Origin of the sequence: uncultured Aquimarina sp. (assembly GCF_947496855.1) — a bacterium.
Classification (GTDB): Bacteria; Bacteroidota; Bacteroidia; order Flavobacteriales; family Flavobacteriaceae; genus Aquimarina.
In genome coordinates, this window is the sequence record NZ_CANMED010000006.1 from 278,829 (window position 1) to 305,032 (window position 26,204).

The window sequence follows — 26,204 nt, forward strand, 5'->3', positions numbered from 1 at the left end:
TCTTTGTTTTTTATGAAAAAACGATTCTTTTTTATTCTTTTTATAGCTTCTGCTTCTATAACATTAGGGTCAAAACCTTATAATGATATATCGTGGAAAAAAATTGACAATGGATTATATTTTACCGAATATGATGCGCCCTTAAAATCTTCAATAAATGATAGTAAGATTACTATATTAAAAATAGACCCTTCTTTTTACAATTTCAATTTGTTTAGTGCTAAAGAACCAAAAGAGCATATTAAAACAGTGCCACAATGGGCGAAGCAGGAAAAACTAATTGCAGTGATTAACGCAGGTATGTACCGTTCTGATTATAAAACTAATGTTGGGTACATGAAGGATTATGATTTTATAAATAATGATCGATTAAATAATGATAATGCTATTACGGCATTTAATAGAAAGGATGACACCGTGCCAGAATTTCAAATTATAGATATGAAATGTCAGAACTGGGAAATATTAAAAGATAAATACCATTCTTACACTCAGTCTATCAGAATGGTAGATTGTAGTCAGAAAAATCGTTGGAGCCAACAACCCAAAAAATGGAGCATGGTAGTTATAGGAAAAGACAAGAAAGGGAATACTTTATTTATTTTTTCAAGATCTCCTTATACTGTTCATGACTTTATCGATATATTATTAGAAGCTCCTCTTGATATATACAATTTAATGTATTTAGAAGGAGGACCTGAAGCATCTTTTTATCTTGATCACAACGGGGCTAAAATTGCTAAAATGGGAAGTTATGAAACTGATTTTAACGAAAATGACGATAATGATTTTTTTTGGCAAGTTCCTAATGTTATTGGGATTACAAAGAAATAGTAAATTGATTTTTAGAAAAGCAGAAGCTTAAGACTTACCCAAAAAGAAAATCCACTATATCTTCAATTTTAGCAACTAGCTGAATACTAATCTGCGTATTTTTTTTGGAAATTTTATTATATTTAGAAACAAAAATAGTCGAGAAACCTAACTTTTCGGCTTCTTGTATTCTTTGCTCTACTTTATTTATAGGTCTGATTTCACCTGCAAGGCCAACTTCTGCTGCGAAGCAATAATCTTTAGCAATTGGTATATCCTCGTTAGATGATAATATAGCAGCAACAACGGCAAGATCAATAGCGGGATCATCCACAGAAATACCACCAGTAATATTCAGGAATACATCTTTAGCACCTAATCTGAAGCCGGCACGTTTTTCGAGCACAGCAAGGATCATATTTAATCGTTTGAGATTGTATCCTGTGGCACTTCGCTGAGGGGTACCGTAAACTGCGGTACTTACTAGTGCTTGTATTTCTATCATTAATGGTCGCATACCTTCTACAGTGGCTGCAATGACAGTTCCGCTTAATTCTTCTTCCTTTTTAGATATTAGAATTTCACTAGGATTACTTACTTCTCTAAGACCAGTACCTAGCATTTCATAAATTCCTAATTCTGATGTAGAACCAAAACGATTTTTTAAGGCTCTTAGAATTCTATAAACGTGATTTCGATCTCCTTCGAACTGAAGTACAGTGTCTACCATGTGCTCCAGTATTTTTGGTCCAGCTATATTTCCGTCTTTTGTGATATGCCCAATAAGAATTACGGGAGTTGCCGTTTCTTTAGCAAATTTAATGAGTTCTGTGGTACATTCTCTTATTTGCGAAATACTACCAGGGCTACTTTCTATATAATCACTATGTAAAGTCTGTATGGAGTCAATAATAACAATGTCTGGTTCTGTAGTTTCTATTTGTCTGAAAATATTTTGAGTTTTAGTTTCGGTAAGAATTAGACAGTTATCTGTTTTAGAGTGTATACGCTCTGCACGCATTTTTATTTGTTTTTGGCTTTCTTCACCAGAAACATATAGAGTTTTATAAGGTAGCTTTAAGCTAATCTGTAGTAACAGGGTACTTTTTCCGATGCCTGGTTCTCCTCCTAACAATGTGAGTGATCCAGGAACTAACCCTCCACCGAGAACTCTATTTAGTTCTGCATCGTCTGTGTTATATCTAGCTTCGTGACTGGTATCAATTTCAGAGATTTTTAAAGGTTTCGAGATTCGGCGCTCTTTTGATGATGTGTTAGGATCTTTCCAATCACTTTTTTGAGCCTTCTGGACTACTTCCTCTGCAATAGTATTCCATTCTTTGCAAGAAGTACATTGTCCTTGCCATTTAGCATATTGTGAACCGCAGTTCTGGCAGAAAAAGACAGTTTTGGTTTTGGCCATAGCTTATAAATTGATTGTAAAAATACTATTATTTAAGTTCATTTTACAATTAGTACGAAAACAAAAAGACCCCATTTTTGGGATCTTTTTACTATAGAATTTGGTTGTTGAACTAAGTGTTAATAACCGAAATCTTCTTTTATTTTATTAACTTTTTCTAACATATAATCTTTGGTTAAAAAAGCTATTTCATTTAATTGAAATCCATTTTCATATGCTCTCATGGCTTTTTTAGGTTCACCTAGTTGTTCATAACCTAATCCTAGATAGTAAAAACCTAGCATAGTTTCAGGATGTTCTTTAATAGCTAATTTTCCAAGTGGCTCTAGCTCTTCCCATAATTCCTTTTTTTCTATCGCTGTAGAAATAGCTATAAAATCGTTGATTCTAATTTGGCGTTTGATTCCGTATAACTTTTCTGTAGTATCATAAATGTCTACGAGGTATTCGTATAGTGATGTTTCTAGCGTTAGGATGTCTTCTTTATAAGTTTTTTTACTAATTGGTCGATACATTTTGAAAAAAACCTCCATTGCTTTTGGAATTGCTCTTCCAACCAATGTATAATGTGATGATTCATCAAAATTATCAAAGAAATAATTTAATTCTGTGTTTTCAATTAATGCTAGTTTTTCATCTAAGGAAATCAGATCGTTTTTAATATTTTCGGCATCATTACTTGCAGTAGCTAGATAATACCATAAATCACTTTTTGTACTAGCAAGAACATTTTCTAAACGTTCTTTCATTGGAGGTGCTAATTCGGGACTTAAATTAATATACCCTTGAAAAATAGGATTGTCTTTAAATAAAAAGTAATTAATGAAGTTTCCGGTATAATCGTGACCAACAATGATTTTAAGCTCTGCAGTTCTATAAGTTTCTTCGATATGCGGCATTAACTCCTGACCTAAAAATTCAAAAAACTCTGCGCCTTTACCTTCAGGTAAATAGCTAGCTAAATCATACCTACAGTCGTCTTCTCTTGTTTTTCTCTGAAGAACACCAACTACGATAGACTCAGGCATATCTTCCCAATATGAGAAATAATCCACATTACCAGCTACTGGTTCGAATAGATGATCACCATCTAATACAAGAATTACTGGATATGTTTTATCCTCGTTTTTTTCATAATTACGTGGTAATTGGATTTTTAAATCCCTGTTTTGATCTAGTTTGATAGATCTAAATGTTTCGTATTTTACCTGACCGTATGAGATCGAGGTAAAGATGGATATAAGAATTAAAAATATATTTTTTTTCATAAGTGGTAAGATTAAGGTTAAGCGAGTGACAATATATAAATTATTTTAAACCTTTAAAATTTTATATCAAATCGATAAAATAATCAATCTATTGTTTATAAGGATTTTATTATGTTCTTTTTTTCTCTATTTAAAATTGGGAGGAATAAAAATGATAACGCCCCAACAATAATATTTATTGCAGTTTGTGAACCCCAGAGGATCCAACCAAAAGCCTCTCCATCACTTTTTTCGAAACCAAAAAAAATAAATACTGCTCCAACAACAATTGGGAATGGTAGTATTCCAATACCTCCGTTTGTGGTAGACATAGAAAAAGAACCAACGACAAAAGCAATCAGAATTACTCCTATAGAGGCATTATCTAAATTAGGAACAGCAAATTTTACAACATAGAACATTAACACATATAAGAACCAAATTAGGATGGTATGAAAAAGGAAAGCCCATTTTTGCTTCATAGAGAAAATGCTTTTCATTCCATCTAGTAAGCCCATCCCAAAATCTTTGATTTTTACAATCCATTTGTTAGAAGATTTTTGAAGAATTCTTAGTCCTAACAAACCGATAATTATTAGTGATAGAATTATCCCAAGTGTAAATAAAGGATTAATGTTTTTTTGTTCAAGAAAGTTAAGTAAATATTCCGTCTGTAGAATACCTGCCATAGTGGTTACTATGATAAGCATAATTAAATCAGTTATTCTTTCTGCAACTATGGTTCCAAAAGCTTTTTCAAAAGGAATTTTTTCGTAAGTAGATGCGGTAAAACCTCTTAATACTTCACCCGATCTAGGAACTCCTAGATTGGATAAGTAGCCAACCATTACTGCCATGAAACTATTGTATAGCTTAGGGTTATAACCAAGAGGGTTTAGTAAAAACTTCCAGCGATAGGCTCTGGAGATATGAGATATAATACCTAATGTAAGTGATATGACTATCCAAACTGGATCGGCGTTTTTAATGTTTTGTAATAATTTAGTTCTGTATTCTGGAGTTGCAGAACTGAGAAAATACCATATTAAAAAAACTCCCAATATAATCGGGAGTATTATTTTTAATAATTTTATGAGTTTAGGATTCACTCTTTTACTTTAGCAAATTATTTTCCTCATTAGGAAATAACAATGAAGGTTTAAACTTTTTAGCAGCTTCAATATCCATCATTGCGTAAGTGATAAGAATTAGGATATCTCCTTTAGCTACTTTTCTGGCAGCGGCTCCATTTAGCGTGATTTCTCCACTATTTCTAGGTCCTGGAATAGCATAGGTTTCTAGACGTTCACCGTTATTGTTATTAACGATCTGCACCTTTTCACCTTCTATTATATTAGCGGCATCCATTAAATCTTCGTCAATAGTAATACTACCTATGTAATTTAGGTCAGCACCTGTTACTTTAACTCGATGAATTTTTGATTTTACAACGTGTACAAACATGTTACAAATTTAGTTATTTTTAATTTAGGGCAATGTTATCTATAAGTCTAACTTCTCCTGCAAAAACTGCAATAAAAGCTCGATACTTCGTGTTCTTTCGCTTTCTTTTGATTGATTTAAGATTAGAAATTTTAGCGATCTCGAAATATTCTAATTCTAGGGTGTCATTATTTTTAAACTGCTCCGAAACCCAATCACTTAGATCTATTGCACTTTTTGTGCCAAAATCATTTTTCACCTGTTTTAATATTTTGTATATCAAAGGAGATTCTTGAAGTTGTTTTTTGCTTAATCTTTTGTTTCGAGAGCTTAATGCCAGTCCACTATCTTCTCTGTAAATTGGACAGCCAATAATTGTTACTGACATTTTTTCAATTTCAACTAGTTTTTTTACAATTTGAAGTTGTTGAAAATCTTTTTCGCCAAAATAAGCCTTAGTTGGGGATACAATAGTAAATAAATGTTTAAGAACAGTCCCAACTCCATCAAAATGACCTGGACGAAACCTACCTTCCATTTCATGTTCTAAACCATTAAAATCATACTTTATAGAATTGTTTTTTGACCCATATATTTCTTCAGGATTTGGAGCAAAAATAATAATGTCTTTAGATAAACTAGAAAGAAGTGCTATGTCTGAATCGAGCGTACGTGGATAATTAACTAAATCTTGAGAGTTGTTAAATTGCGTTGGATTTACAAAAATACTCACAATGACAACCTGATTTTGGTTGATTGCTTTTTGTACTAACGCTAGATGTCCATGATGTAAAGCTCCCATTGTGGGAACAAAACCAATGCTTTTATTTTGTTTATGTAAGTCTGCAACATCCTGTTCAACGTCCAGTCTTTTCTCGTATACCCGCATTTATCTAAAAGTTAAAGGCGTGCAAAAATAAGATATTACTGGCAGACTACATAAATTTTCGTAATTTTGCAAAAATTTATTCCTAAGGAGACGAGAAAAGTAGATCATATGAAAGATAAGAGGATATTGTACGTATCATCAGAAGTAATACCTTACCTACCAGAGACAGAGATTTCATCAATGTCTTTTGAAGCACCTAGAATGGTAAACAGTAAAGGCGGGCAAATTAGAATTTTTATGCCCAGATACGGAAACATTAATGAACGTAGACATCAACTACACGAAGTAATTCGTTTATCGGGGATGAATCTTGTTATTAACGATCTGGATATGCCTTTAATTATTAAAGTGGCTTCTATCCCCAAAGAGAGGATGCAGGTTTATTTTATTGATAATGAAGATTATTTTAAGCGGAAAGCTACCCTTACTGATGAAGAAGGAAACTTATTTCCAGATAATGATGAGCGGGCAATATTTTTTGCAAAGGGAGTTATTGAGACTGTTAAGAAATTGAATTGGTCTCCCGATGTAATTCATGTTCACGGATGGTTAGCGTCAATGCTGCCATTGTATTTAAGAAATTATTATGCTAATGAACCATTATTTAGCGATAGTAAGATTGTAACTTCTGTTTATGATCACGGATACAAAGGAACATTGGATAAGAATATGTTAGAAAAAGTTAAGTTCGATGGAATAGATGAAGAGAAGATAACTGATCTTGCTAAACCAACATATAATAATGTAATGAAAGTTGCAATAGATAATTCTGATGCAATAATTGTTGGGTCAGAAGAAATTCCTGAAGAACTTTCCAAACATTTAAAAACTATAGATCAACCTGTATTAGAATATAAAAAACCAGATGAATTTGCTGACGCCTATGAAGCCTTCTATCAGACAGAAGTTTTGGTGTAGCAAAAGGAACTATTATGAATTTGAAAAATGTTTTGATCAAAATAACAGCTATAGTAGTTGTTGTTTTTACTGCTGTATCTTGTGATGATGATTTTAATTCGGTGGGAAGTGAGGTAATTGGAGATGTAAATTTTGAAGATGACGAATACAATGCTATTCCAATAGCTTACAGTAAAAGATTTGAAAAAGTACAAACCAGTGGTTTACCTAATAATTTATTAGGTATTTATGATGATCCAGTGTATGGTGAATCTGTTTATAGTGTAGTTTCTGAGGTGTTGCCTAGTCAATTTAATCCTAGTTTTGGGGATAATGCGGTTTTGGATAGTGTAGTCTTGAATCTGCCGTACTTTAGTACGATTACGGAATCAAGTACAGAAGATGGTGTAGTAACGAATACATTTGAACTAGATTCTGTGTATGGGTCTAACGAAATAAGATTATCTATTTATCATTCTGATTATTTCCTAAGAGATTTTGATCTTGATCAAGGAGGAGAACAAAGACAGGTGTATTATTCTGATGATATTACGAACAATTTTGGATCTAGTTTAGAGAACAGGTTGTTATTTACTGATAATAATTTTAAACCTTCATCAAATCAAATACGTTTATTAACTGAGGATGATGATACAGATGAGGATGAGGATCCCCAGTTTTCGACTGAAATTCCAGCTTTAAGATTAGTATTGGCTTCTGAAGCTGCTGCTGCTGCTGCTACAGAATTAAATGAGGACAACGCAAGGATAGGTAATCAAGAACTTATTAATTATTTTAAAACCTTATTTCTAGATAAAGAAGGAAGTATAGAATTAAGTAATGCAAATAATTTTCGTAATTATTTCAGAGGTTTTTATTTTAAGGCAGAATCGAATACAAATACTGATGAAAGTCTCATATTTTTTAATATAGCTGATGCAAATTTCACATTATTTTATTCTTTTGACACAAATGAGGCAGATGAGGATGATGCTGATGAGGATGGTGATATGACTGAACTGATAAGAGGTCAGGGTAGTTTTATACTTAATTTCTCGAATAATATTGTAAATAGTATTGATTTTGATTTCGCAAATGCTACATTAAATGATAATACTACTATAGAAAGTGCTTTAGATAGTCAGGATGAGGTTAATGGTGAAGAAAACTTGTTTTTGAAAGGTGGAGAAGGATCTTATGCAGTGATAGACTTGTTTAATGGAATGGTGACTAATGAAGATGGAGAATTAGAAAATGAATTAGATTTCTTGAAAAGACAGAATTGGTTGATTAATGAGGCCAGTATGAAAATTTATATCAATCAGGATGAAATGGTGTCTGGCGATACCGAACCGGAGAGGATATATATTTTTAACCAGGAAACAGGAGCAGTTCTTGTTGACTTTGTAGCAGACCCAACATCTAATCAAACTAGTCCAGTAGTCTCTCTTACTAACCATTTAGGGAGGATTAGTCGAGATAGTGACGAAAATGGAGAATTTTATAAAATAAGATTAACGCGTCATGTAATCAATGTTTTGAGTGAAGATATAGATAATGTAAAACTAGGATTATCAGTGTCTCAAAACGTTAATGTTGTAACATTAGCTGAAGGATTTACCCCTAATAACTCTGAAGATGAACTTATCCCCTTTTCATCTATAATATCCCATGAAGGGACAATTCTTTATGGAAATGGAGTCAATGTTCCTGAAGAAAAGCGTTTAAAGCTTGATATTTTTTATACAAGATCAAAAAGTAATTAACCGACAAACAAGTAAACCATATGTGTGGAATAGTAGGGTATATAGGTCATAGGGAGGCTTATCCAATTATATTAAAGGGATTAAAAAGGCTAGAGTATAGAGGGTACGATTCTGCAGGAATTGCGCTTTATGATGGTAAGGATATTAAGTTATCCAAAACCAAAGGTAAAGTTGCTGATCTTGAAGAAAGATTATTAAAAGAAATTTCTACAGATGGAAATGTTGGAATAGGGCACACTAGGTGGGCTACTCATGGTGTTCCAAATGATGTAAATTCTCATCCTCATTATTCTAATTCTGGAGATCTGGTGATTATTCATAATGGAATTATTGAAAATTATGAATCACTTAGAAAAGAATTAATAAATAGAGGATATACTTTTACTTCTGAGACAGATACGGAAGTATTGGTTAATTTGATTGAAGATGTAAAGACAAAGGAAAATGTCAAATTAGGAAAAGCTGTTCAAATAGCATTAAATCAAACAGTTGGTGCTTATGCTATTGCAGTTTTTGATAAACGAAAACCCGACGAAATAGTTGTCGCTAGACTAGGAAGTCCATTGGCAATCGGTGTAGGTGAAGATGAGTTTTTTATCGCTTCAGATGCTTCTCCATTTATAGAATATACTAATAATGCTATATATCTCGAAGATGGCGAAATGGCTATCGTTCGTAGAAATAAAGAAATAAAAGTAAGGAAAATTAAAGATGATAGTCTTGTTGATCCTTACCTTCAGGAATTGCAGATAAATCTGGAACAAATAGAAAAAGGTGGGTATGACCACTTTATGCTTAAGGAGATTTATGAGCAACCGAGTGCTATTAGTGATACCTATAGAGGTAGAATGAGAGTCGCTGAAGGAATCATAAAAATGGCAGGTATTGATGATAACCTAGCAAAACTATTGAATGCTAAACGTATTTTGATTATTGCTTGCGGTACTTCTTGGCACGCTGGTCTTGTAGCTGAATACATTTTTGAGGAGTTAGTAAGAATCCCTGTAGAGGTAGAGTATGCTTCAGAATTTAGGTATAGAAATCCTGTCATCCATCAAGATGATGTAGTTATAGCAATATCACAAAGTGGAGAAACTGCAGATACAATGGCTGCAATTAAATTAGCAAAAGAGCGAGGAGCATTTGTTTTTGGAGTATGTAATGTAGTAGGGTCTTCTATTTCTAGAGAAACACATGCAGGAGCTTATACCCATGCAGGTCCGGAAATTGGTGTGGCGTCTACCAAGGCTTTTACAACGCAGATTACAGTGCTATCATTGATTGCATTAAAATTAGCCGAAAGAAAAGGAACGATTTCTAATAGTGATTTTCATTACTATCTACAGGAATTGGAACGTATTCCTGAAAAAGTAAAACTTGCATTAGAGTCTAATGATCATATTAAATTAATTGCTGATAAGTACAAAGAAGCTAAAAATTTCTTATATCTAGGAAGAGGATACAACTTCCCGGTAGCTTTAGAAGGTGCTTTGAAATTAAAAGAGATTTCATATATACATGCAGAAGGGTATCCTGCTGCAGAAATGAAACATGGCCCTATAGCTCTTATCGATGAGCATATGCCTGTGGTTGTAATTGCTACCAAAAAGGGGCATTATGAAAAGGTAGTAAGCAATATTCAAGAAATTAAATCTAGAAAAGGAAAGATCATAGGGATTGTAACAGAAGGAGATGAAACTGTAAAAAAGCTTGCAGATCACGTAATCGAAATACCGGAAACCATTGAGTTTCTTACTCCGCTTTTAACAACAATACCACTTCAGTTATTATCTTATCATATTGCAGTCATGTTAGATAAAAATGTAGATCAACCAAGAAATCTTGCTAAATCCGTTACAGTAGAATAATATTTTTGGAACATAGAAAAATACTTATTTAAATGCAAAAATGTGCGATATATCGCACATTTTTGCATTTAATCGATAAAAAATAGATCAAAATTGTTTTTATAAATATTTTTTTGCTAGTTTCGCGGCCAAAATGTAGAAAACCCATTTTTACAAATTTAAGTCCCTAAATAGACTTAAACTTTAAAATAACCTATTTATGAAAAAAATCACCTTTATAGTAACACTATTGATATGTGTTATTAGTAATGCGCAAACAACTATCAATGGTAGAGTGGTAGATGACTTTAATCAACCAATTCCAGGAGCAAACATCTCTTTAAAAGGAGAAACTATAGGAACAGTTACTGATTTTGATGGTCTTTTTTCGTTTACAGTGACTAAAAAACCACCCTTTAAGATTACTGCGAGTAGTATTGGATATGAAGCTAGTTCTGTGGAAGTAACTTCGACATCAGAAGAAGTGATCATAGTTCTTACTGAAGGTAATGTTCTAGATTTGATCGTAATATCTGCATCGAGAGCGCCGGAACGTTTGTTTGAATCACCGGTAAGTATTGAGCGATTTGGTGTTAAAGAAATTAAAAATACACCTTCCATAGATTTTTATGGTGGTTTAGAAAACTTAAAAGGAGTAGATGTAAATACGAATAGCTTAACTTTTAAGTCTATCAATACAAGAGGTTTCGCTTCATTTACAAATACTCGTTTTGTTCAGTTAATAGATGGAATGGATAACACGTCTCCTTCTTTAAATTTTGCATTAGGTAATCTTATCGGAATGAATGAGCTAGATGTTGAGAATGTCGAATTACTTCCGGGAGCATCATCTGCATTATATGGTGCTAACGCATTTAATGGAATATTATTTATGACCAGTAAGAGTCCTTTTGAAAAACAAGGGATTAGTGCTTACGGAAAAGGGGGAATTACATCTCAGGAAGCAGCTGGGGATAATGAATATTATGATGTGGGAATAAGAGTGGCTCATAAGTTTGCAGATTTTTTTGCAGCCAAGGCTAACTTTTCTTTTATGAATGGCACGGATTGGTTTGCTACAAGTAGAGATAATATTGAAAATCCTGGACAAAGCCGTGAATTAGATCCTGCATATAATGGTCTAAACGTTTATGGTGATGAAGTTAGAGCACTTCTGCCGGGTGCAGGTGTTGTAACCAGAACTGGGTACAATGAATCTGATCTAACAGATTATAATGCTGAAAGTATCAAGTTTGATGGAGCTTTGCATTTCAAGCCTTTCAGTAATGATTTTGAAATTATCTATGCAGGTAAATTAGGTAAAGGTCAAACAATCTTTCAGGATTCTAACAGATTTTCTCTAAAGGATTTCTTTTTTCAACAACATAAAATAGAAGTAAAGAATGACAACTTTTTTGTAAGGGGTTATATTTCTGCAGAAGATGCGGGAGATACATATGATATGCGCTTTACAGGAATTAATATTAACAGAAGATGGAAAAGTGATGAAGATTGGTTCCAAGAGTATGCTACTACATTTGCTACAGCATCAGGTACGGATCAGGAAAGACATCAAGCTGCTAGAGATTTTGCAGATACAGGTAGATTGGAGCCTGGTACTACTGGTTTTGAAGATGCATTTAATGAAGTGACAAGTACTCCTGATTTTCAAACAGGATCAAGATTTATTTCTAAAACTGAGTTACGACATGTAGATGCTAACTATAATTTTGGTCATATTACTAATGGTTTTGCTGATATTCAGGTAGGAGGATCATTTAGAGAATATTCTTTAAATTCTGAAGGTACTTTTTATACTGATTTTGATGGTGCTATTAATTATTCTGAATTAGGTATTTATTCTCAAATTCAGAAAAAATTATTAGACGATCGATTAAAATTAACTGGATCCGTTCGTTATGATAAATCTCAATTATTTGATGGTAATTTCTCTCCAAGGTTTTCTGTAGGATATACGCTTGGTAAGAATAGAAACCGTAATCTTCGTGCTTCTATCCAAACAGGTTTTAGAAACCCTACTACTCAGGATTTATATTTAGGTCTAGATATTGGAGAAGGAGCTATTGTAGGTTCGGCTCCAGATAATTTAGATCGTTATACAAGAACGATAAATGGTACAGTTATTACAGGTCGTGCTGCATATGAGAATTCTTATACTGCAGAATCTGTAGAAGCTTTTATAAGATCAGGTGGAACAGATGCATTAGAAATTGCGAATCCTAATATTGTGCAACCAGAAAGAGTAACAGCTGTTGAGATTGGTTATAGAGCGGATTTTGGTAAATTACTACTTGACTTAAGTGGATATTATAATATGTATCAAGATTTTATTTCTACAGTTGATGTAGTAAGTCCACTAAGTGGAACTGTAGGAACTCCTGAGGGTCAGGCTGCAATAGGTACAGGTAATTTTGCAGGTTTTCAAGCGACTACAAATTCCGAAGCAGATATAAACTCTTATGGAGCTGTATTAGGAATTACTGCTAAGGTATTTGGTGATTTTGATCTTAATGCAAGTTATACATATGCTAAGCAGGATTTTGATCAAAACGAAGATCCTGGTTTTAGAACTAATTTCAATACACCAGAGCATAAGGCTAAAGCAAGTTTTGGACATGATAACTTATTCAGAAATTTTGGTTTCAACACAGCTATTAAATGGAGTGGAGAATATGTTTGGGAATCTGCTTTTGCGGTAGGAGATGTGCCATCATTTACTGTTTTTGATGCACAGGTTAATTATAGAATACCATCATTAAAAACAACCCTTAAGCTTGGTGGAACTAATATTGGAGGTAGTGAGTATTTTACGGCAGTAGGAACGGCTCCAATTGGTTCACTTTACTACTTTGGATTGACAATTAATAATTTTTAATATAAGAAAATAGATAATGAACTAGTTAACTAACTTGTTGTCTGTAATATAATCCCTGTTTAGTTTCCTAAACAGGGATTTTTTATTTTAAACGAATATGTTAATCATAAATTATAGGATTTTACCTACAAATAACAATATTTTTATCAAAAAAATTGTTATTTATCGATTTTTTTATACTTTAGGCGATGTATTTTAATAAAAGCTTAGAATAAAAGCAATTTTTGTAAGACATTTTAGTGTCCCAAGCACTTGAACTTAAACCTAAAATCTATGAAAAAAAAATTACTATTATTTAGTATGTCTCTTTGGTGTGCATTTACTTTTGCACAAACAACGTTATCCGGAAGGGTAATAGATGAGGCTGGTGAATCAATCCCTTTAGCCAATGTTAAGTTAAGGGGTGAAAGAGTTGGAGCCGTCGCTGACTTTGATGGTGAGTTTGTTTTAACAGTAAAGGATAAACTTCCTGTAACATTAATTGTAAGTAGTATTGGATATGAAACCGTTTCATTAGATATTGCTTCTAGTACTGAAGAGATTCTAGTGGTATTAAAAGAAGGAACTGAGCTGGATGTTGTTATTGTTTCTGCTTCAAGATCACCAGAAAGAATATTCGAATCGCCCGTAAGAGTTGAGTACTATGGATCTAGACAAATAAAAAATACTCCTTCCATTGATTTTTATAGTGGTCTAGAAAATCTAAAAGGAGTAGATGTTAATACGAATAGCTTAACATACAAATCTGTAAATACGAGAGGATACGGATCATTTTCGAATACGAGATTTGTTCAGTTAGTTGATGGAATGGATAATAGTTCGCCGGCATTAAACTTTTCTTTAGGTAATTTAGTAGGAGTTTCAGAATTGGATGTAAGTAATATAGAACTGTTACCAGGAGCCTCATCTGCATTATATGGAGCTAATGCTTTTAATGGTATTTTATTTATTAATAGTAAAAACCCATTTGATAATCAAGGGATGAGTACTTATGCTCGAGGAGGTGTTACATCTCAAGAAGCTGCAGGAAATAATTCCTTTTATGATGTAGGTATTAGGATGGCAAAAGCGTTTTCAGATAAATTTGCAGCAAAAGTGAATTTTTCTTTTTTCAAAGGGACAGATTGGTTTGCTGTTAATGGAACAAATATTAATAATGCTTCGCTTGATCGCCTTACAGATCCTAATTATGATGGTGTTAACGTTTATGGTGATGAAATAAATCTAAACATTCCTGGTATCGGTCTTGTTAGTAGAACAGGATATGAGGAAAGAGATTTAGTTGATTATGATGCAGAAAGTTTAAAATTTAGTGGAGCACTACATTACAGACCATTTGCTGATGATTTTGAAATTATTTATAATGGTAGGATAGGAAGAGGAACAACAATTTTTCAGAATGCGAATCGGTTTTATTCTCCAGATTTTTTCTTACAACAACATAAGTTAGAAGTTAAAAACAATAATTTTTTTATTAGAGGTTATATAACTGCTCAAGATGCTGGGGATACGTATGATACCAGAATAGCTGCCTTTAATATTAATAATAGGTGGAAGGATAATCGCACTTGGTTCGGTGAATATGCGGGGACATATTTGGTTGGAATAAATGGAGGTTTGACTTCTGATCAAGCACATTTGGCTGCCAGAAATCAAGCGGATACAGGAAGGTTAGTACCGGGAACACCTGAGTATCAAGAGGTATTTGATTCAGTAATATCGGATCCAGACTTTTCAACTGGAGCAAGATTTCAGGATGAAACTCAACTGCGACATGTAGATGCTAATTATAATCTTAGTTACTTGACGAATGATTTTGCAGATATACAAGTCGGAGGATCTTTTAGAGAATATGTATTAAGATCGTTCGGGACAGTATTTACGGATATAGATGGGCCTATTCGTTATTCTGAACTAGGTGCTTATGCACAATTACAAAAGAAAGTCTTAGATGAGCGATTAAAAATAACAGGATCCGTGCGATTCGATAAAGCTGAGTTGTTTAAAGGTAATTTTTCTCCAAGACTGGCATTAGGTTATACTTTAGGAGAAGATAGAAACCATAATATTAGAGCTTCCTTTCAAACGGGTTTCAGGAATCCAACTACCCAAAATTTATACATGGGATTAGATGTAGTTCGAGCAATTACAATTGGTTCTGCGGAAGATAATTTGGATCGAGAGCAAAGAGATTTTGAATTAAGTGCCAATGGAGCGATTTTAGTAGGTGAAGATTCTGTGACTATAACAGGAAGAGATGCATTTGAGAATTCCTATACATTGGCCTCTGCATTTGCTTTTTCTCAAACATCAGACCCATCACAATTAATTCAATCAGCCGTGGAATTGGTGAAACCAGAAAAGGTAACAAGTATAGAATTAGGATACAGAGGAGATTATAATAAGATATCACTTGAAGTAAGTGCTTATTATAATATGTATAAAGATTTTATTACTAGTGATAATGTTTTGGTTCCGTTTTATGGAACTGTAGGTTCTGTAGAATCCTTTCAAGCAATTGCAAATGGAGATTTTAAGGTATACAATATTTCAACCAACTCTACGGAAGATGTAAATTCGTATGGAGCGATTGTTGGTGTGGATGGTAAGGTGTTTAATAATTTCGATTTTGGAGTGAACTATACGTATGCTAAGGAAGATTTAGAATTAGATGATGAGAGTACTTTTCAATCAGAATTTAATACAGCTGAACATAAGGTGAAATTAACTTTTGGGAATAGAAATGTTTTTCAGAATTTCGGTTTCAATACGAGTGCAAGATGGAGCGATAGTTTTATTTGGAATGATGCTTTTGGTTCAGCAGAAATTCCTTCTTTTACTGTAATAGACGCACAGTTAAATTATAGAATACCAAAACTAAAATCAATACTTAAAGTTGGAGCTACTAATATTGGAGGAGAAGAATATTTTACTGCTCTTGGTACTGGTTTTATAGGATCACAATACTATATAGGATTGTCTATAAATAACCTGTAAATTAATAGATTTTAAGATTGAAATTAATAATATTTGAACCTGTTTGAAATTTTTCAAGCAGGTTTTTTTTTATTTAAAATATTAAGAATTTTCGAACAATGAATCATTTTGTTAAGGTTTTTGATTTTAGATAAAAACAAGTAGTTAGTGTAATAATTAAATAAATTTTCAATATATAAGAGTTGTATTTGATAAAAACACAACTTTTTAACTTTTTTTTAAAGAATTAGTAAAAAAACGTATATTGTTGTCATAACATAAAAACTAATCTAGAATATGAGGACAATTACGTTAGGAATGATGCTTTTTATAGGCATTATTTCTACTGCACAAACAACAATTAGTGGGACAGTCGTTGATAATAACAATCAACCAATCCCAGGGGCTAACATTGCATTACAAGGGGCTTCGGTAGGTACAGTTACCGATTTTGACGGATTATTTACCTTAACATTGGAGGAAACACCTCCTTTTACTATTATAGTAAGTAGTGTTGGTTTTGAGTCTACTACTGTAAATATTACTGCTAGCTCAAGTGATTTAAGGATTACCTTAAAAGAAGGAACGGAATTAGATGAAGTGATAATTTCTGCTTCAAGAACACCAGAACGTGTTTTTGAATCACCAGTAAGTGTGGAACGCTTTGGAATAAAGAAAATAAAAACCACACCAGCTGCAGATTTTTATGATGGTTTAGAAAATTTAAAGGGAGTTGATATTAATACGAATAGTTTAACCTTTAAATCAGTAAATACTAGAGGGTTTGCAGATTTTGCCAATACTAGATTTGTACAGTTAGTTGATGGAATGGATAATGCTGCGCCTGCATTAAATTTTGTTTTAGGTAATTTATTAGGGATGACAGAATTAGATGTGAATAGTATAGAGTTGCTTCCTGGAGCATCTTCTGCACTATATGGGGCGAATGCCTTTAATGGGATCTTGTTTATGACGAGTAAAAACCCTTTTGATCATCAAGGAATAAGTGCCTATGTTAAAGGCGGTATTACTTCACAGGATGCTGCTGGTGATAATGAGTACTACGATTATGGAATTAGAGTAGCGCATGCATTTTCAGATAAGTTCGCGGCAAAAGTTAATTTCTCATACTTAAGAGGAACAGATTGGTTTGCTACTAGTGAAGTGAGTGTATCAGATGATATTATTACAGGTACAAGATTAGATCCCAATTATGATGGATTGAATGTTTATGGAGATGAAGTAAGTACTAACATCAGGGGAGTTGGAGTAGCGCTGGTTAATTTAGGTGTATTGCCTGCTGGAGCAGAGAATTTATTGCCTAATGAAGAGGTTAGTAGAACAGGGTATTTAGAAAGTGATCTAAATAATTATGGAGCAGAAAGTATCAAGTTTGACGCAGCTTTGCACTATCGACCTTTTGCAAATGATTTAGAAATCATATACTTAGGAAAAGTTGGTAGAGGGACCACAATTTATCAAGGAGCAAATAGATATTCTATTCGTAATTTTTTCTTACAACAACATAAATTGGAAATTAAAAACAAAAACTTTTTTGTTAGAGGGTATATTACAGATGAGGATGCAGGAGATTCGTATGATTCTAGGTTTACAGGAATTAATATAAACAGACTATGGAAAGATGATCAAACTTGGTTTGGTGAATATGCTGGTACTTTTGCACAGGCAACTCTCGCTGGTCAACTACCAGAACAAGCTCACTTAATTGCTAGACAAACCGCTGATACTGGAAGACTGATTCCTGGTACTCCAGAATTTGAAAGCGCATTTAGAAGAGTAACCTCTGATCCTGATCTTGCTACAGGGTCTAAATTTCAGGATGCCAGTCAACTAAAACACGTTGATGTTAATTATAATTTTAGTCATCTTACAGAAAATTTTGCTGATATTCAGGTTGGAGGGTCTTTCAGAGAATATAAATTGAATTCTTCAGGAACTATTTTTACCGATTTCGACGGACCTATTCGTTACTCAGAATTTGGAGTATACACGCAGATTCAAAAGAAATTAGTAGATGATAGGTTAAAAATCACAGGTTCTATTAGATATGATAAGTCGGAATTATTTGACGGAAACTTTTCTCCAAGACTATCTTTAGGTTATACCGCTGGAGAAAACAGAAATCATAATATTCGTTTCTCCGCGCAGACTGGTTTTAGAAATCCCACAACACAGGATTTGTTTATTGGATTAAATGTAGGTAGGGCTATTCTTGTAGGATCTGCCTCAGAAAACTTGGACCGAGACGTTAGAACTTTTGACCTAAGTGGTGATGGTCAAATATTAACTGGTAGCAGTACTGCTAATGTAGTGGGTAGACAAGCTTATGAAAACTCGTTTTCATTAAATTCTGTATTGAATGGTGCTCCAACTGTGTCTAATGTGGACCTAGTAGAGCCTGAAAAGGTTATAGCCTTCGAGGTGGGATACAGAGGAAAAGTCAATAAGTTTGTTATTGATTTAAGTGGTTATTACAATCTTTATACTGATTTTATTTCGACAGAAAATGTATTGGTTCCTCTTTATGGAGAGGTTGGAGACGGAACGCTATCTCTTGCTGCTTTACAAAATGGTGATACCGAAATATATCAGGCGTACACTAATTCTGACGCAGATATTAAATCATTTGGAGGGACTGTTGGTGTGGATACCAAGATATTTGGAAATTTTGATGTGGGAGTAAATTATACATTCACAAAGCTAGATTTTGATAAGAGTGAAGATCCTGATTTTAGAACAAATTTTAATACTCCAGAGCATAAAGTGAAGGCGTCTTTTGGTAATACTAGATTGTTTAAAAACTTTGGATTCAATACTAGTTGGACTTGGAGTGATTCTTATTTTTGGGAAGCCTCTTTTGGAGATGGAAATGTACCTTCTTTCAATGTCGTTAATGCGCAAATTAATTACACAATCCCAAAATTAAAAGCAACCATTAAGGGAGGTGCTACTAATATATTAGGAGACGAGTATTTTACTGCTTTTGGTACTGGATTTATTGGATCTCAATATTACATAGGTGTATCAATAAACAACTTATAATTAATGCAAAATATTTTAAGAAATATGAAAACTCAATATAAATGGCTATTAATCTTATTGGTTTTTGGATTTATAGCTTGTGAATCAGATGACGAATTGGGGACAACGGAAGAAGTAGTGATCACTTCTGGAACTGCTGATTTTTCGACCTTTGTAGCATTAGGAAATTCTCTAACTGCTGGTTTTACAGATGGAGCATTGTTTATTGCTGGGCAAGAAAATTCAATGCCGAATATTTTAGCGCAACAGTTTGCATTGGCAGGAGGTGGAGCATTTACGCAGCCTCTTATGAATGACAATATAGGAGGATTCCTTTTTGGAGGAATGCCAATGACTAATGGTAGTTTCGGACCTAGATTTTATTTTTATAGTGACGTTAATCCTGATGATGACTTTAATTCTGGTCCCTACCCTTTAGGTATTGTTCCCGATATCTTAGATTTTTCACCAGAAACACCTACAACAGAAGCTACCACTAATCTGGGATCAAGCTTTAATAATCTGGGAATTCCGGGAGCTAAAAGTTTTCACCTATTAGCTAATGGGTATGGCAATGCTGCAGGGTTAGCAGCGGATCCTCCGCTTGCAAACCCTTATTATGTGCGTATAGCCTCTAGCCCTACTGCATCTGTATTAGAAGATGCTATAGATCAGAATCCTACATTTTTTTCATTATGGATTGGTAATAATGATGTATTGGGATATGCATTGACTGGAGGAGATGGTACAGATCCAATAACGGATACCGGAATGTTTAATCAAGCATATAATGGTCTTGTAGCTACCTTAACATCTGGTGGTGCAAAAGGTGTGGTAGCTAATATACCTGATGTAACTTCAATCGCTCATTTTACGACAGTGCCATATAATCCGGTTCCTCTAGATGCTGCTACTGCAGGAGCTGTAAACGCTGCTTACACTGCTTATAATGATGGACTAAATGGAGTATTAGCTTTTTTAACAGCTAATCCATTAACATTAGGAGCTCTTTTTCCACCTACATCAGATATGACTTCACTAGAATTAGCGACAGCGGAAATGGCTAAAAGAAAAATTAGTTTTCAGGCAGGAGAAGGAAATGCCGTAGTTATATTAGATGAGGATTTAACTGATTTAACTGCAATAAATTCTGGCCTAGTTAGTATGAGACAAGCTACTGAAGCTGATCTTTTAGTATTACCATCAAGCAGTTTTATAGGGACTTTAGCGGATCCGAGCAATCCATTATCCGTAAATGGAGTTGCTATTCCTTTAGGTGATAAGTGGGTGTTAACTCCAGAAGAACAAGAGGATATAGCTATTGCGACTGGAGCATTTAATACTACTATTTCTGCTGCAGCACAGCAAGCAGGGTTAGCTTTTGTAGATGCTAATGCTTTATTAGTCGAAGCTTCTGATGGAGGCACTACATTTGATGAATTCTTACTGCAAGGTAATCTAGTGTTTGGAGGGTTGTTTTCGTTAGATGGAGTACACCCAACGGCAAGAGGATATGCTTTTATTGCAAACAAGACAATGGAAGCAATTAACACTACTTATGGTTCTAATTTACCAATGGTAAAAGCGGTGGATTATCCAACGTTTTATTCAACTATGTTGCCTTAAATTAATAGTGTGTAAAGAATAAAGAACTGGTAAGAATACGTATTCTTACCAGTTCTTTTATTCTAATTGTTTTTGAGTTATGGCGTTATATCTTCTTTCAATAAGCTAGAAATAACTGAGATTATAAATGAGGAGATGATTATGTAAATGGTGTATAGCCTTAATGTAAGTGAGAATAAAAAATAAATTGAAGGAAAAGCATAATTTAAAGATTTCAAAATCAAATAAAGCCTTCTAAAATCAATACTTTTTGTACAGGAAATAAGCTTCAGATTTTTGCATAAAAAAAACAAAATAAAACACAGTATTTTTTTCATTTTAAAAGCCTATATTTGCAGCCTGAAAAAAGGTCGTATTCGGTACATTCGAAAAAAGGATCTTTTAAATAGTTAAATACTAAACATTAAATAGTTATATAATGTCTCAAGTTACGGGTAAAGTATCACAAATTGTAGGTCCGGTTATAGACGTAGCATTCGCTGCCGGTACTGAATTACCAAAAATTTACGATTCGTTAGAAATTAATAGAGCAGACGGTACCAAGTTGGTGTTAGAGATTCAGTCTCACATTGGTGAAGATACTGTACGTACTATCGCGATGGATTCTAGTGATGGATTAAGTAGAGGAGTAGAAGCTGTTGCAACAGGGTCTACTATCCAGATGCCAATCGGAGGAGATGTGTACGGACGTCTATTTAACGTAATTGGTGATGCAATTGATGGTCTTGGAGATCTTCCTAAAGCAGGAGATAATGGTCTTTCTATTCACCGTCAGGCACCAAAATTTGAAGACTTATCAACTTCTACTGAAGTTTTATTTACAGGTATTAAAGTAATCGATCTTATTGAGCCTTACGCAAAAGGGGGTAAGATTGGATTATTTGGAGGTGCTGGAGTAGGTAAGACAGTATTGATTCAGGAGTTGATTAACAATATTGCAAAAGGTCACGGTGGTCTTTCTGTATTCGCAGGAGTAGGAGAAAGAACTCGTGAAGGAAATGATTTACTTCGTGAGATGTTAGAGTCAGGAATTATCAAGTATGGTGATGACTTTATGCACTCTATGGAAGAAGGAGGATGGGACCTTTCTAAGGTTGATAAAGAAGTAATGAAAGAATCTAAAGCTACTTTCGTATTCGGACAGATGAATGAGCCACCAGGAGCACGTGCTCGTGTTGCACTTTCAGGTCTTACGATTGCAGAATACTTCCGTGATGGAGCTGGAGATGGACAAGGAAAAGATGTACTTTTCTTCGTAGATAATATCTTCCGTTTTACACAAGCAGGTTCTGAAGTTTCTGCACTTCTAGGACGTATGCCATCAGCAGTAGGGTATCAGCCAACACTAGCTACAGAGATGGGTGTGATGCAGGAACGTATTACTTCTACTAAGAAAGGATCTATTACATCTGTACAAGCGGTTTACGTACCTGCGGATGATTTAACGGATCCAGCACCAGCAACAACATTTGCTCACTTAGATGCAACAACAGTATTATCTCGTAAAATTGCGGAGCTTGGTATTTACCCAGCGGTGGATCCATTAGATTCTACATCTAGAATTCTTACAGCAGATATTTTAGGAGATGAGCACTACAATTGTGCACAAAGAGTAAAAGAGCTTTTACAGCGTTACAAAGAATTACAGGATATTATCGCGATTCTTGGTATGGAAGAATTATCAGAAGAAGATAAATTAGCGGTAGGACGTGCACGTCGTGTACAACGTTTCTTATCTCAGCCATTCCACGTAGCAGAACAGTTTACAGGTATCCCAGGATGTTTAGTAGATATTAAAGATACTATTAAGGCATTTACGATGATTATGGATGGTGAGTTAGATCACTTACCAGAAGCAGCGTTTAACCTTAAGGGTACGATCGAAGAAGCTATCGAAGCTGGTGAGAAAATGTTAGCTGAAGCATAAATTAGTATAGAGAAGTTAGTAATGAGTAGTGAGAGTGATATTTTTCTCATTATTTGCTTAATACTAATTACTCAATACTCAATACTTTAAAAATATGTATTTAGAAATAGTAACTCCAGAAGCAGTTTTATTTAGTGGTGAAGTAACTTCTGTTGCTGTACCAGGTGTGAACGGAGAATTTCAGATGTTAGATAATCACGCGCCAATCGTTTCTTTATTAGGAAAAGGAAATGTAAAAGTGTATGGAGATATAAATCTGCAAGAGGAAGTAGTAAAGAAGTTTTCTAAAGAAAATGGCGTTACACTTCTTTCTATTAATTCTGGAACGATCGAAATGAAAGATAATAAAGTAATTGTTTTAGCTGACTAAATGTATTTTTATTAGTTATTACAATTATAAAGATTGTTATATTTAATCCCTGTTACTTATGTCAACAGGGATTTTTTATGTTTTTTAATAAGCCTTTTCCATATTCTATATCACTTAGAAATCATTTAATGATCGCTGCTATTCTTAGTTTTGTGGTAGTTTTTATACTTATTTTTCTACAACCTTTTGGAGCGAATAATTTTAATCACCCCTATAAGGATCTTTATTTTATTGGTTATGGAATTATTTCTTTAGTAGTATATATTTCTCTCTACTTTTTATCGAGATATTACTATATGAATTTTAAAAGATGGAAATGGACGGAAGAATTAGTGTTCTGTTTTCTCTACATATCTGTGGCAATTATAATTGCTTTTTTTTATACAGAGCTACTCATAAATAATAGATCAAATTATATCAAGTTTGATTTTTTTATAGAATGGTTTCGATTTATATTTCTAGGTTTTGGAATAATTCTATCTGTAGTGTCATTTTTTTTAAGAAGTTACTATGGTAAAACTATCAACACTGAAAAGGAAACTAATTTGATATATGATAAAAAGGTGTTACTAAAAAGTTCTTTAAAAAAAGAATCGTTTGTGGTTGTGTTAGCAAATGTTATTTATGTTAAGTCAGAAGATAATTATGTAAATATTTATTACAAGGAAGAACAAAAGGTAAAGAAAAAAGTAATACGAAATACGCTATCATCTATACTTGATCAATTAGAGAGTATGATAAGAGTTCATAGGTCATATATTATTAATCCTCGTTATATTTCTTCTTTAGAAGGTAATGCCCAGAATGGTAAAGTACGTCTAGAAAATATAGAAGAAGTAATTCCTGTATCTAAAACTTATTTTGATGTAGTAAAATCTCATACGAATTGACCACAGCAATTTAAAATTTCACCACAAAAAATATTTCTCTACCACAAAAAGTATGTAATCATCACATTCTTTTTTTTGTGTATATGATAGCATATTTATTTGCAGCATTGAACAGTTAGAAATATTAAAAATGAAGAAATTTATTAAAATAGGAAAGATAAATATCGTCGTAGCGATTTTTATAATAGTAGGGAGTATAATATATGTAAGATTTTCGAGATATACAGATAAGATGATCTATCAAACAAATGGATTAGCATATGATAATTTTGAAACTACATTAAATCATAAGCGATATTATTTTGATATTGATGATGATATAGTATTACATGGCGTACTTTTTAAACCAGATTCTCAGATAGCAAGGGCAACAATTATACATTATCCAGGTAAAGGAATGCATTTAATGGCATCCCGAAAATATTATGAAATATTAGTTAAAAAAGGGTTTCAGGTTTTTAGTTTTGAACGCAGAGGTTTTGGGGAATCTACAGGAGTAGCTAATAATTCTTTAACGTTAAAAGAGGACGCTCTATATGTATTTGATAAAATACTTGATGATGTTCAGGTGAAAAATACTCCAATACTTATCTGGGGGCAGTCGCTAGGAGGAGCATTTGCTACAATGAATGCAGCGGAACGTAATGATAAGATAACGGGAGTAATTTTAGAAGGCACATTTAATTCGTTTCCTGATATCGGAAAGGTGTATGCAAATGCATTAGGTCTAGAGAATTTTAAATGGTTGATCCCTTTATTAATGAATAATGATTTTTCTGCTGAGAATGAAATAAAAAAGATCAGTAAGCCGATATGGATTGTTCATAGTGTTATTGATAAACAGGTTCCTTTTGGGTTAGGAAAGAAGCTTTATGAAGCCTCTGATAAATCTAATACGCAGTTTTGGGAAATTGAAGGAAAACATATTAAAGCAATATTTGATTATGAAGAAGAATACGTTCAAAAATTTATAGACATAATAGATTATTGATTATATGTTTTGCTGTTGAGATGTTTAAAGAAAGATAACATTCATAACTTTTGATCAATGTTAGTTTCATAAAGTCTTAAAGTTGAAGTAAACTAAACTAACAATTACCGTATTAATTTAGGTGCTTAACTAACTTAGTAAAATCACCTAAACATGAAAAAAATCTTAACAATTTTTGTCCTAATTACATTTTTTTATAGTTGCGAAACAGCCGAGGATGTAAACAATTTTGAAGAAAATTTTCCTGAGAAGAAGAATGCCAATTTCTATTTAGATTTGGCATATCAACACGCACCTGTTCATTATCAAGATGTGGATCGAACGGGTTCTCACGGGTTAAATGGAAAAGCCGACTATATCACAAGATATGATTTTGATGGTGATCTTAATGCCAGAAATAACTGGAGTAATATTGTCAGTTCTTCCAGAAAAGGAAATGCAGTTAGTTATTATTCTGTGGTAGAAACATCAACTCACTATTTTATTACCTATGCATTCTTTCATCCTCGCGATTGGACTGATATTTGGTTTTTATATCGTATTGATGAACACGAAAATGATTTGGAAGGAGTACTTACGATTATAAAGAAAGATAGCTCTACTTATGGAGAAGCTCTAGGAATTGTAACCGTATTTCATTCAGACTTCTATTCATACAAAGGCTCTAATTCTGGGTTAACCAATGGAAATGAAAATATAGACGGTACATTAACCACTGAAAATCATAACGGAGTAAATCGTTTCAAAACTTCTGCAGAAGCAAAAGGTCATGGTATCAAAGCTCATGCAAAGCAAAAACCTGGAGGAAGCGACTATGTAGTATATTATCCTAGTAAAACAAAAAGCGAATATCCATCAGATATCTATGATAGAAATGTTAAGTATAAACTAGTCAATATATTCGAAAATGATGGTATGTGGGATCAGCGTTTTAATACGGATCTATTTAGTAATGCGAAGTCGTTTCAGAAATCCTATGGTAATGGATCAGCTAATGCTCCTTGGAATTGGGATGATAGAAACGATGGAGGAAATCAAGGATTATTGGCAGGTGGATTAGCTTATTATCCGGCTCATTTAGTAGATGAATATTTTAATGGTTTAGGAAGTTTTAGCAAAACATATGTATACAATCCATATTTAGGAATAGAATAATAACCA

General features: G+C 33.4%; 18 protein-coding genes. 13 read left to right on the forward strand and 5 right to left on the reverse strand.

Translation table 11 applies throughout. The features are described from left to right. The first annotated feature begins 12 nt into the window (after positions 1-12). Complete coding sequence (locus Q0921_RS18620) at positions 13-834, forward strand: phosphodiester glycosidase family protein (RefSeq protein WP_299259546.1); 822 nt, start codon at positions 13-15, stop codon at positions 832-834. 34 nt (positions 835-868) lie between these two features. Here Q0921_RS18620 and radA read toward each other — a convergent pair whose 3' ends face one another. The 5 genes from radA to panC all read right to left on the reverse strand — a co-directional run bounded on the left by radA (position 869) and on the right by panC (position 5,815). After that, on the reverse strand, positions 869-2,236 hold the full coding sequence (radA, locus tag Q0921_RS18625) for a DNA repair protein RadA (protein ID WP_299259548.1): 1,368 nt from the start codon (positions 2,234-2,236) through the stop codon (positions 869-871). Positions 2,237-2,355: 119 nt separating this feature from the next. After that, positions 2,356-3,504 (reverse strand): alpha/beta hydrolase-fold protein, encoded by a 1,149-nt coding sequence (locus tag Q0921_RS18630; protein ID WP_299259550.1) that lies wholly within the window; start codon positions 3,502-3,504, stop codon positions 2,356-2,358. Between the two features lie 95 nt (positions 3,505-3,599). Next, positions 3,600-4,592, reverse strand: coding sequence for a lysylphosphatidylglycerol synthase transmembrane domain-containing protein (locus Q0921_RS18635; RefSeq protein WP_299259552.1), 993 nt, complete (start codon positions 4,590-4,592; stop codon positions 3,600-3,602). A gap of 4 nt (positions 4,593-4,596) precedes the next feature. Continuing rightward, the gene (panD, locus tag Q0921_RS18640) at positions 4,597-4,947 is read right to left on the reverse strand and encodes an aspartate 1-decarboxylase (RefSeq protein WP_118459936.1); all 351 of its coding nucleotides are present in this window, start codon (positions 4,945-4,947) and stop codon (positions 4,597-4,599) included. A gap of 19 nt (positions 4,948-4,966) precedes the next feature. Then, positions 4,967-5,815 carry a pantoate--beta-alanine ligase gene (gene panC / locus Q0921_RS18645; RefSeq protein WP_299259554.1) on the reverse strand — a complete coding sequence of 283 codons (849 nt, stop codon included), beginning with the start codon at positions 5,813-5,815 and terminating at the stop codon, positions 4,967-4,969. 108 nt (positions 5,816-5,923) lie between these two features. Between panC and Q0921_RS18650 the strand changes: the two genes are divergently transcribed. The 12 genes from Q0921_RS18650 to Q0921_RS18705 all read left to right on the forward strand — a co-directional run bounded on the left by Q0921_RS18650 (position 5,924) and on the right by Q0921_RS18705 (position 26,198). Next, on the forward strand, positions 5,924-6,733 hold the full coding sequence (locus Q0921_RS18650) for a glycogen/starch synthase (protein ID WP_299259556.1): 810 nt from the start codon (positions 5,924-5,926) through the stop codon (positions 6,731-6,733). 14 nt (positions 6,734-6,747) lie between these two features. Beyond that, positions 6,748-8,478, forward strand: a complete 1,731-nt coding sequence (locus tag Q0921_RS18655; RefSeq protein WP_299259558.1) for a DUF4270 domain-containing protein — start codon at positions 6,748-6,750, stop codon at positions 8,476-8,478. Between the two features lie 20 nt (positions 8,479-8,498). Further along, positions 8,499-10,346 (forward strand): glutamine--fructose-6-phosphate transaminase (isomerizing), encoded by a 1,848-nt coding sequence (gene glmS, locus Q0921_RS18660; protein ID WP_299259560.1) that lies wholly within the window; start codon positions 8,499-8,501, stop codon positions 10,344-10,346. 199 nt (positions 10,347-10,545) lie between these two features. Continuing rightward, a complete protein-coding gene (locus tag Q0921_RS18665) occupies positions 10,546-13,221 on the forward strand; it encodes a TonB-dependent receptor (protein ID WP_299259562.1) in 2,676 nt (891 codons plus the stop codon). 273 nt (positions 13,222-13,494) lie between these two features. Next, the gene (locus Q0921_RS18670; RefSeq protein WP_299259563.1) at positions 13,495-16,218 is read left to right on the forward strand and encodes a TonB-dependent receptor; all 2,724 of its coding nucleotides are present in this window, start codon (positions 13,495-13,497) and stop codon (positions 16,216-16,218) included. A 276-nt stretch (positions 16,219-16,494) separates the two neighbouring features. Next, positions 16,495-19,260, forward strand: a complete 2,766-nt coding sequence (locus tag Q0921_RS18675; protein WP_299259564.1) for a TonB-dependent receptor — start codon at positions 16,495-16,497, stop codon at positions 19,258-19,260. 24 nt (positions 19,261-19,284) lie between these two features. Beyond that, complete coding sequence (locus Q0921_RS18680; RefSeq protein ID WP_299259565.1) at positions 19,285-20,865, forward strand: G-D-S-L family lipolytic protein; 1,581 nt, start codon at positions 19,285-19,287, stop codon at positions 20,863-20,865. Between the two features lie 418 nt (positions 20,866-21,283). Beyond that, positions 21,284-22,792 (forward strand): F0F1 ATP synthase subunit beta, encoded by a 1,509-nt coding sequence (atpD, locus tag Q0921_RS18685; RefSeq protein WP_299221453.1) that lies wholly within the window; start codon positions 21,284-21,286, stop codon positions 22,790-22,792. 94 nt (positions 22,793-22,886) lie between these two features. Then, a complete protein-coding gene (locus Q0921_RS18690; protein WP_299259566.1) occupies positions 22,887-23,162 on the forward strand; it encodes a F0F1 ATP synthase subunit epsilon in 276 nt (91 codons plus the stop codon). A gap of 77 nt (positions 23,163-23,239) precedes the next feature. Further along, positions 23,240-24,052, forward strand: coding sequence for a LytTR family DNA-binding domain-containing protein (locus Q0921_RS18695; RefSeq protein WP_299259567.1), 813 nt, complete (start codon positions 23,240-23,242; stop codon positions 24,050-24,052). A gap of 130 nt (positions 24,053-24,182) precedes the next feature. Beyond that, on the forward strand, positions 24,183-25,043 hold the full coding sequence (locus Q0921_RS18700; RefSeq protein WP_299259569.1) for an alpha/beta fold hydrolase: 861 nt from the start codon (positions 24,183-24,185) through the stop codon (positions 25,041-25,043). Positions 25,044-25,196: 153 nt separating this feature from the next. Then, positions 25,197-26,198 (forward strand): hypothetical protein, encoded by a 1,002-nt coding sequence (locus Q0921_RS18705; protein ID WP_299259571.1) that lies wholly within the window; start codon positions 25,197-25,199, stop codon positions 26,196-26,198. Positions 26,199-26,204: the final 6 nt, after the last annotated feature.

Coding starts and splice junctions, on each gene's coding strand:
- Q0921_RS18620 (WP_299259546.1), top strand. CDS start 13: ATGAAAAAACGATTCTTTTTTATTCTTTTTATAGCTTCTGCTTCTATA.
- radA (WP_299259548.1), bottom strand. CDS start 2,236: ATGGCCAAAACCAAAACTGTCTTTTTCTGCCAGAACTGCGGTTCACAA.
- Q0921_RS18630 (WP_299259550.1), bottom strand. CDS start 3,504: ATGAAAAAAAATATATTTTTAATTCTTATATCCATCTTTACCTCGATC.
- panD (WP_118459936.1), bottom strand. CDS start 4,947: ATGTTTGTACACGTTGTAAAATCAAAAATTCATCGAGTTAAAGTAACA.
- panC (WP_299259554.1), bottom strand. CDS start 5,815: ATGCGGGTATACGAGAAAAGACTGGACGTTGAACAGGATGTTGCAGAC.
- Q0921_RS18650 (WP_299259556.1), top strand. CDS start 5,924: ATGAAAGATAAGAGGATATTGTACGTATCATCAGAAGTAATACCTTAC.
- Q0921_RS18655 (WP_299259558.1), top strand. CDS start 6,748: ATGAATTTGAAAAATGTTTTGATCAAAATAACAGCTATAGTAGTTGTT.
- glmS (WP_299259560.1), top strand. CDS start 8,499: ATGTGTGGAATAGTAGGGTATATAGGTCATAGGGAGGCTTATCCAATT.
- Q0921_RS18665 (WP_299259562.1), top strand. CDS start 10,546: ATGAAAAAAATCACCTTTATAGTAACACTATTGATATGTGTTATTAGT.
- Q0921_RS18670 (WP_299259563.1), top strand. CDS start 13,495: ATGAAAAAAAAATTACTATTATTTAGTATGTCTCTTTGGTGTGCATTT.
- Q0921_RS18675 (WP_299259564.1), top strand. CDS start 16,495: ATGAGGACAATTACGTTAGGAATGATGCTTTTTATAGGCATTATTTCT.
- Q0921_RS18680 (WP_299259565.1), top strand. CDS start 19,285: ATGAAAACTCAATATAAATGGCTATTAATCTTATTGGTTTTTGGATTT.
- atpD (WP_299221453.1), top strand. CDS start 21,284: ATGTCTCAAGTTACGGGTAAAGTATCACAAATTGTAGGTCCGGTTATA.
- Q0921_RS18690 (WP_299259566.1), top strand. CDS start 22,887: ATGTATTTAGAAATAGTAACTCCAGAAGCAGTTTTATTTAGTGGTGAA.
- Q0921_RS18695 (WP_299259567.1), top strand. CDS start 23,240: ATGTTTTTTAATAAGCCTTTTCCATATTCTATATCACTTAGAAATCAT.
- Q0921_RS18700 (WP_299259569.1), top strand. CDS start 24,183: ATGAAGAAATTTATTAAAATAGGAAAGATAAATATCGTCGTAGCGATT.
- Q0921_RS18705 (WP_299259571.1), top strand. CDS start 25,197: ATGAAAAAAATCTTAACAATTTTTGTCCTAATTACATTTTTTTATAGT.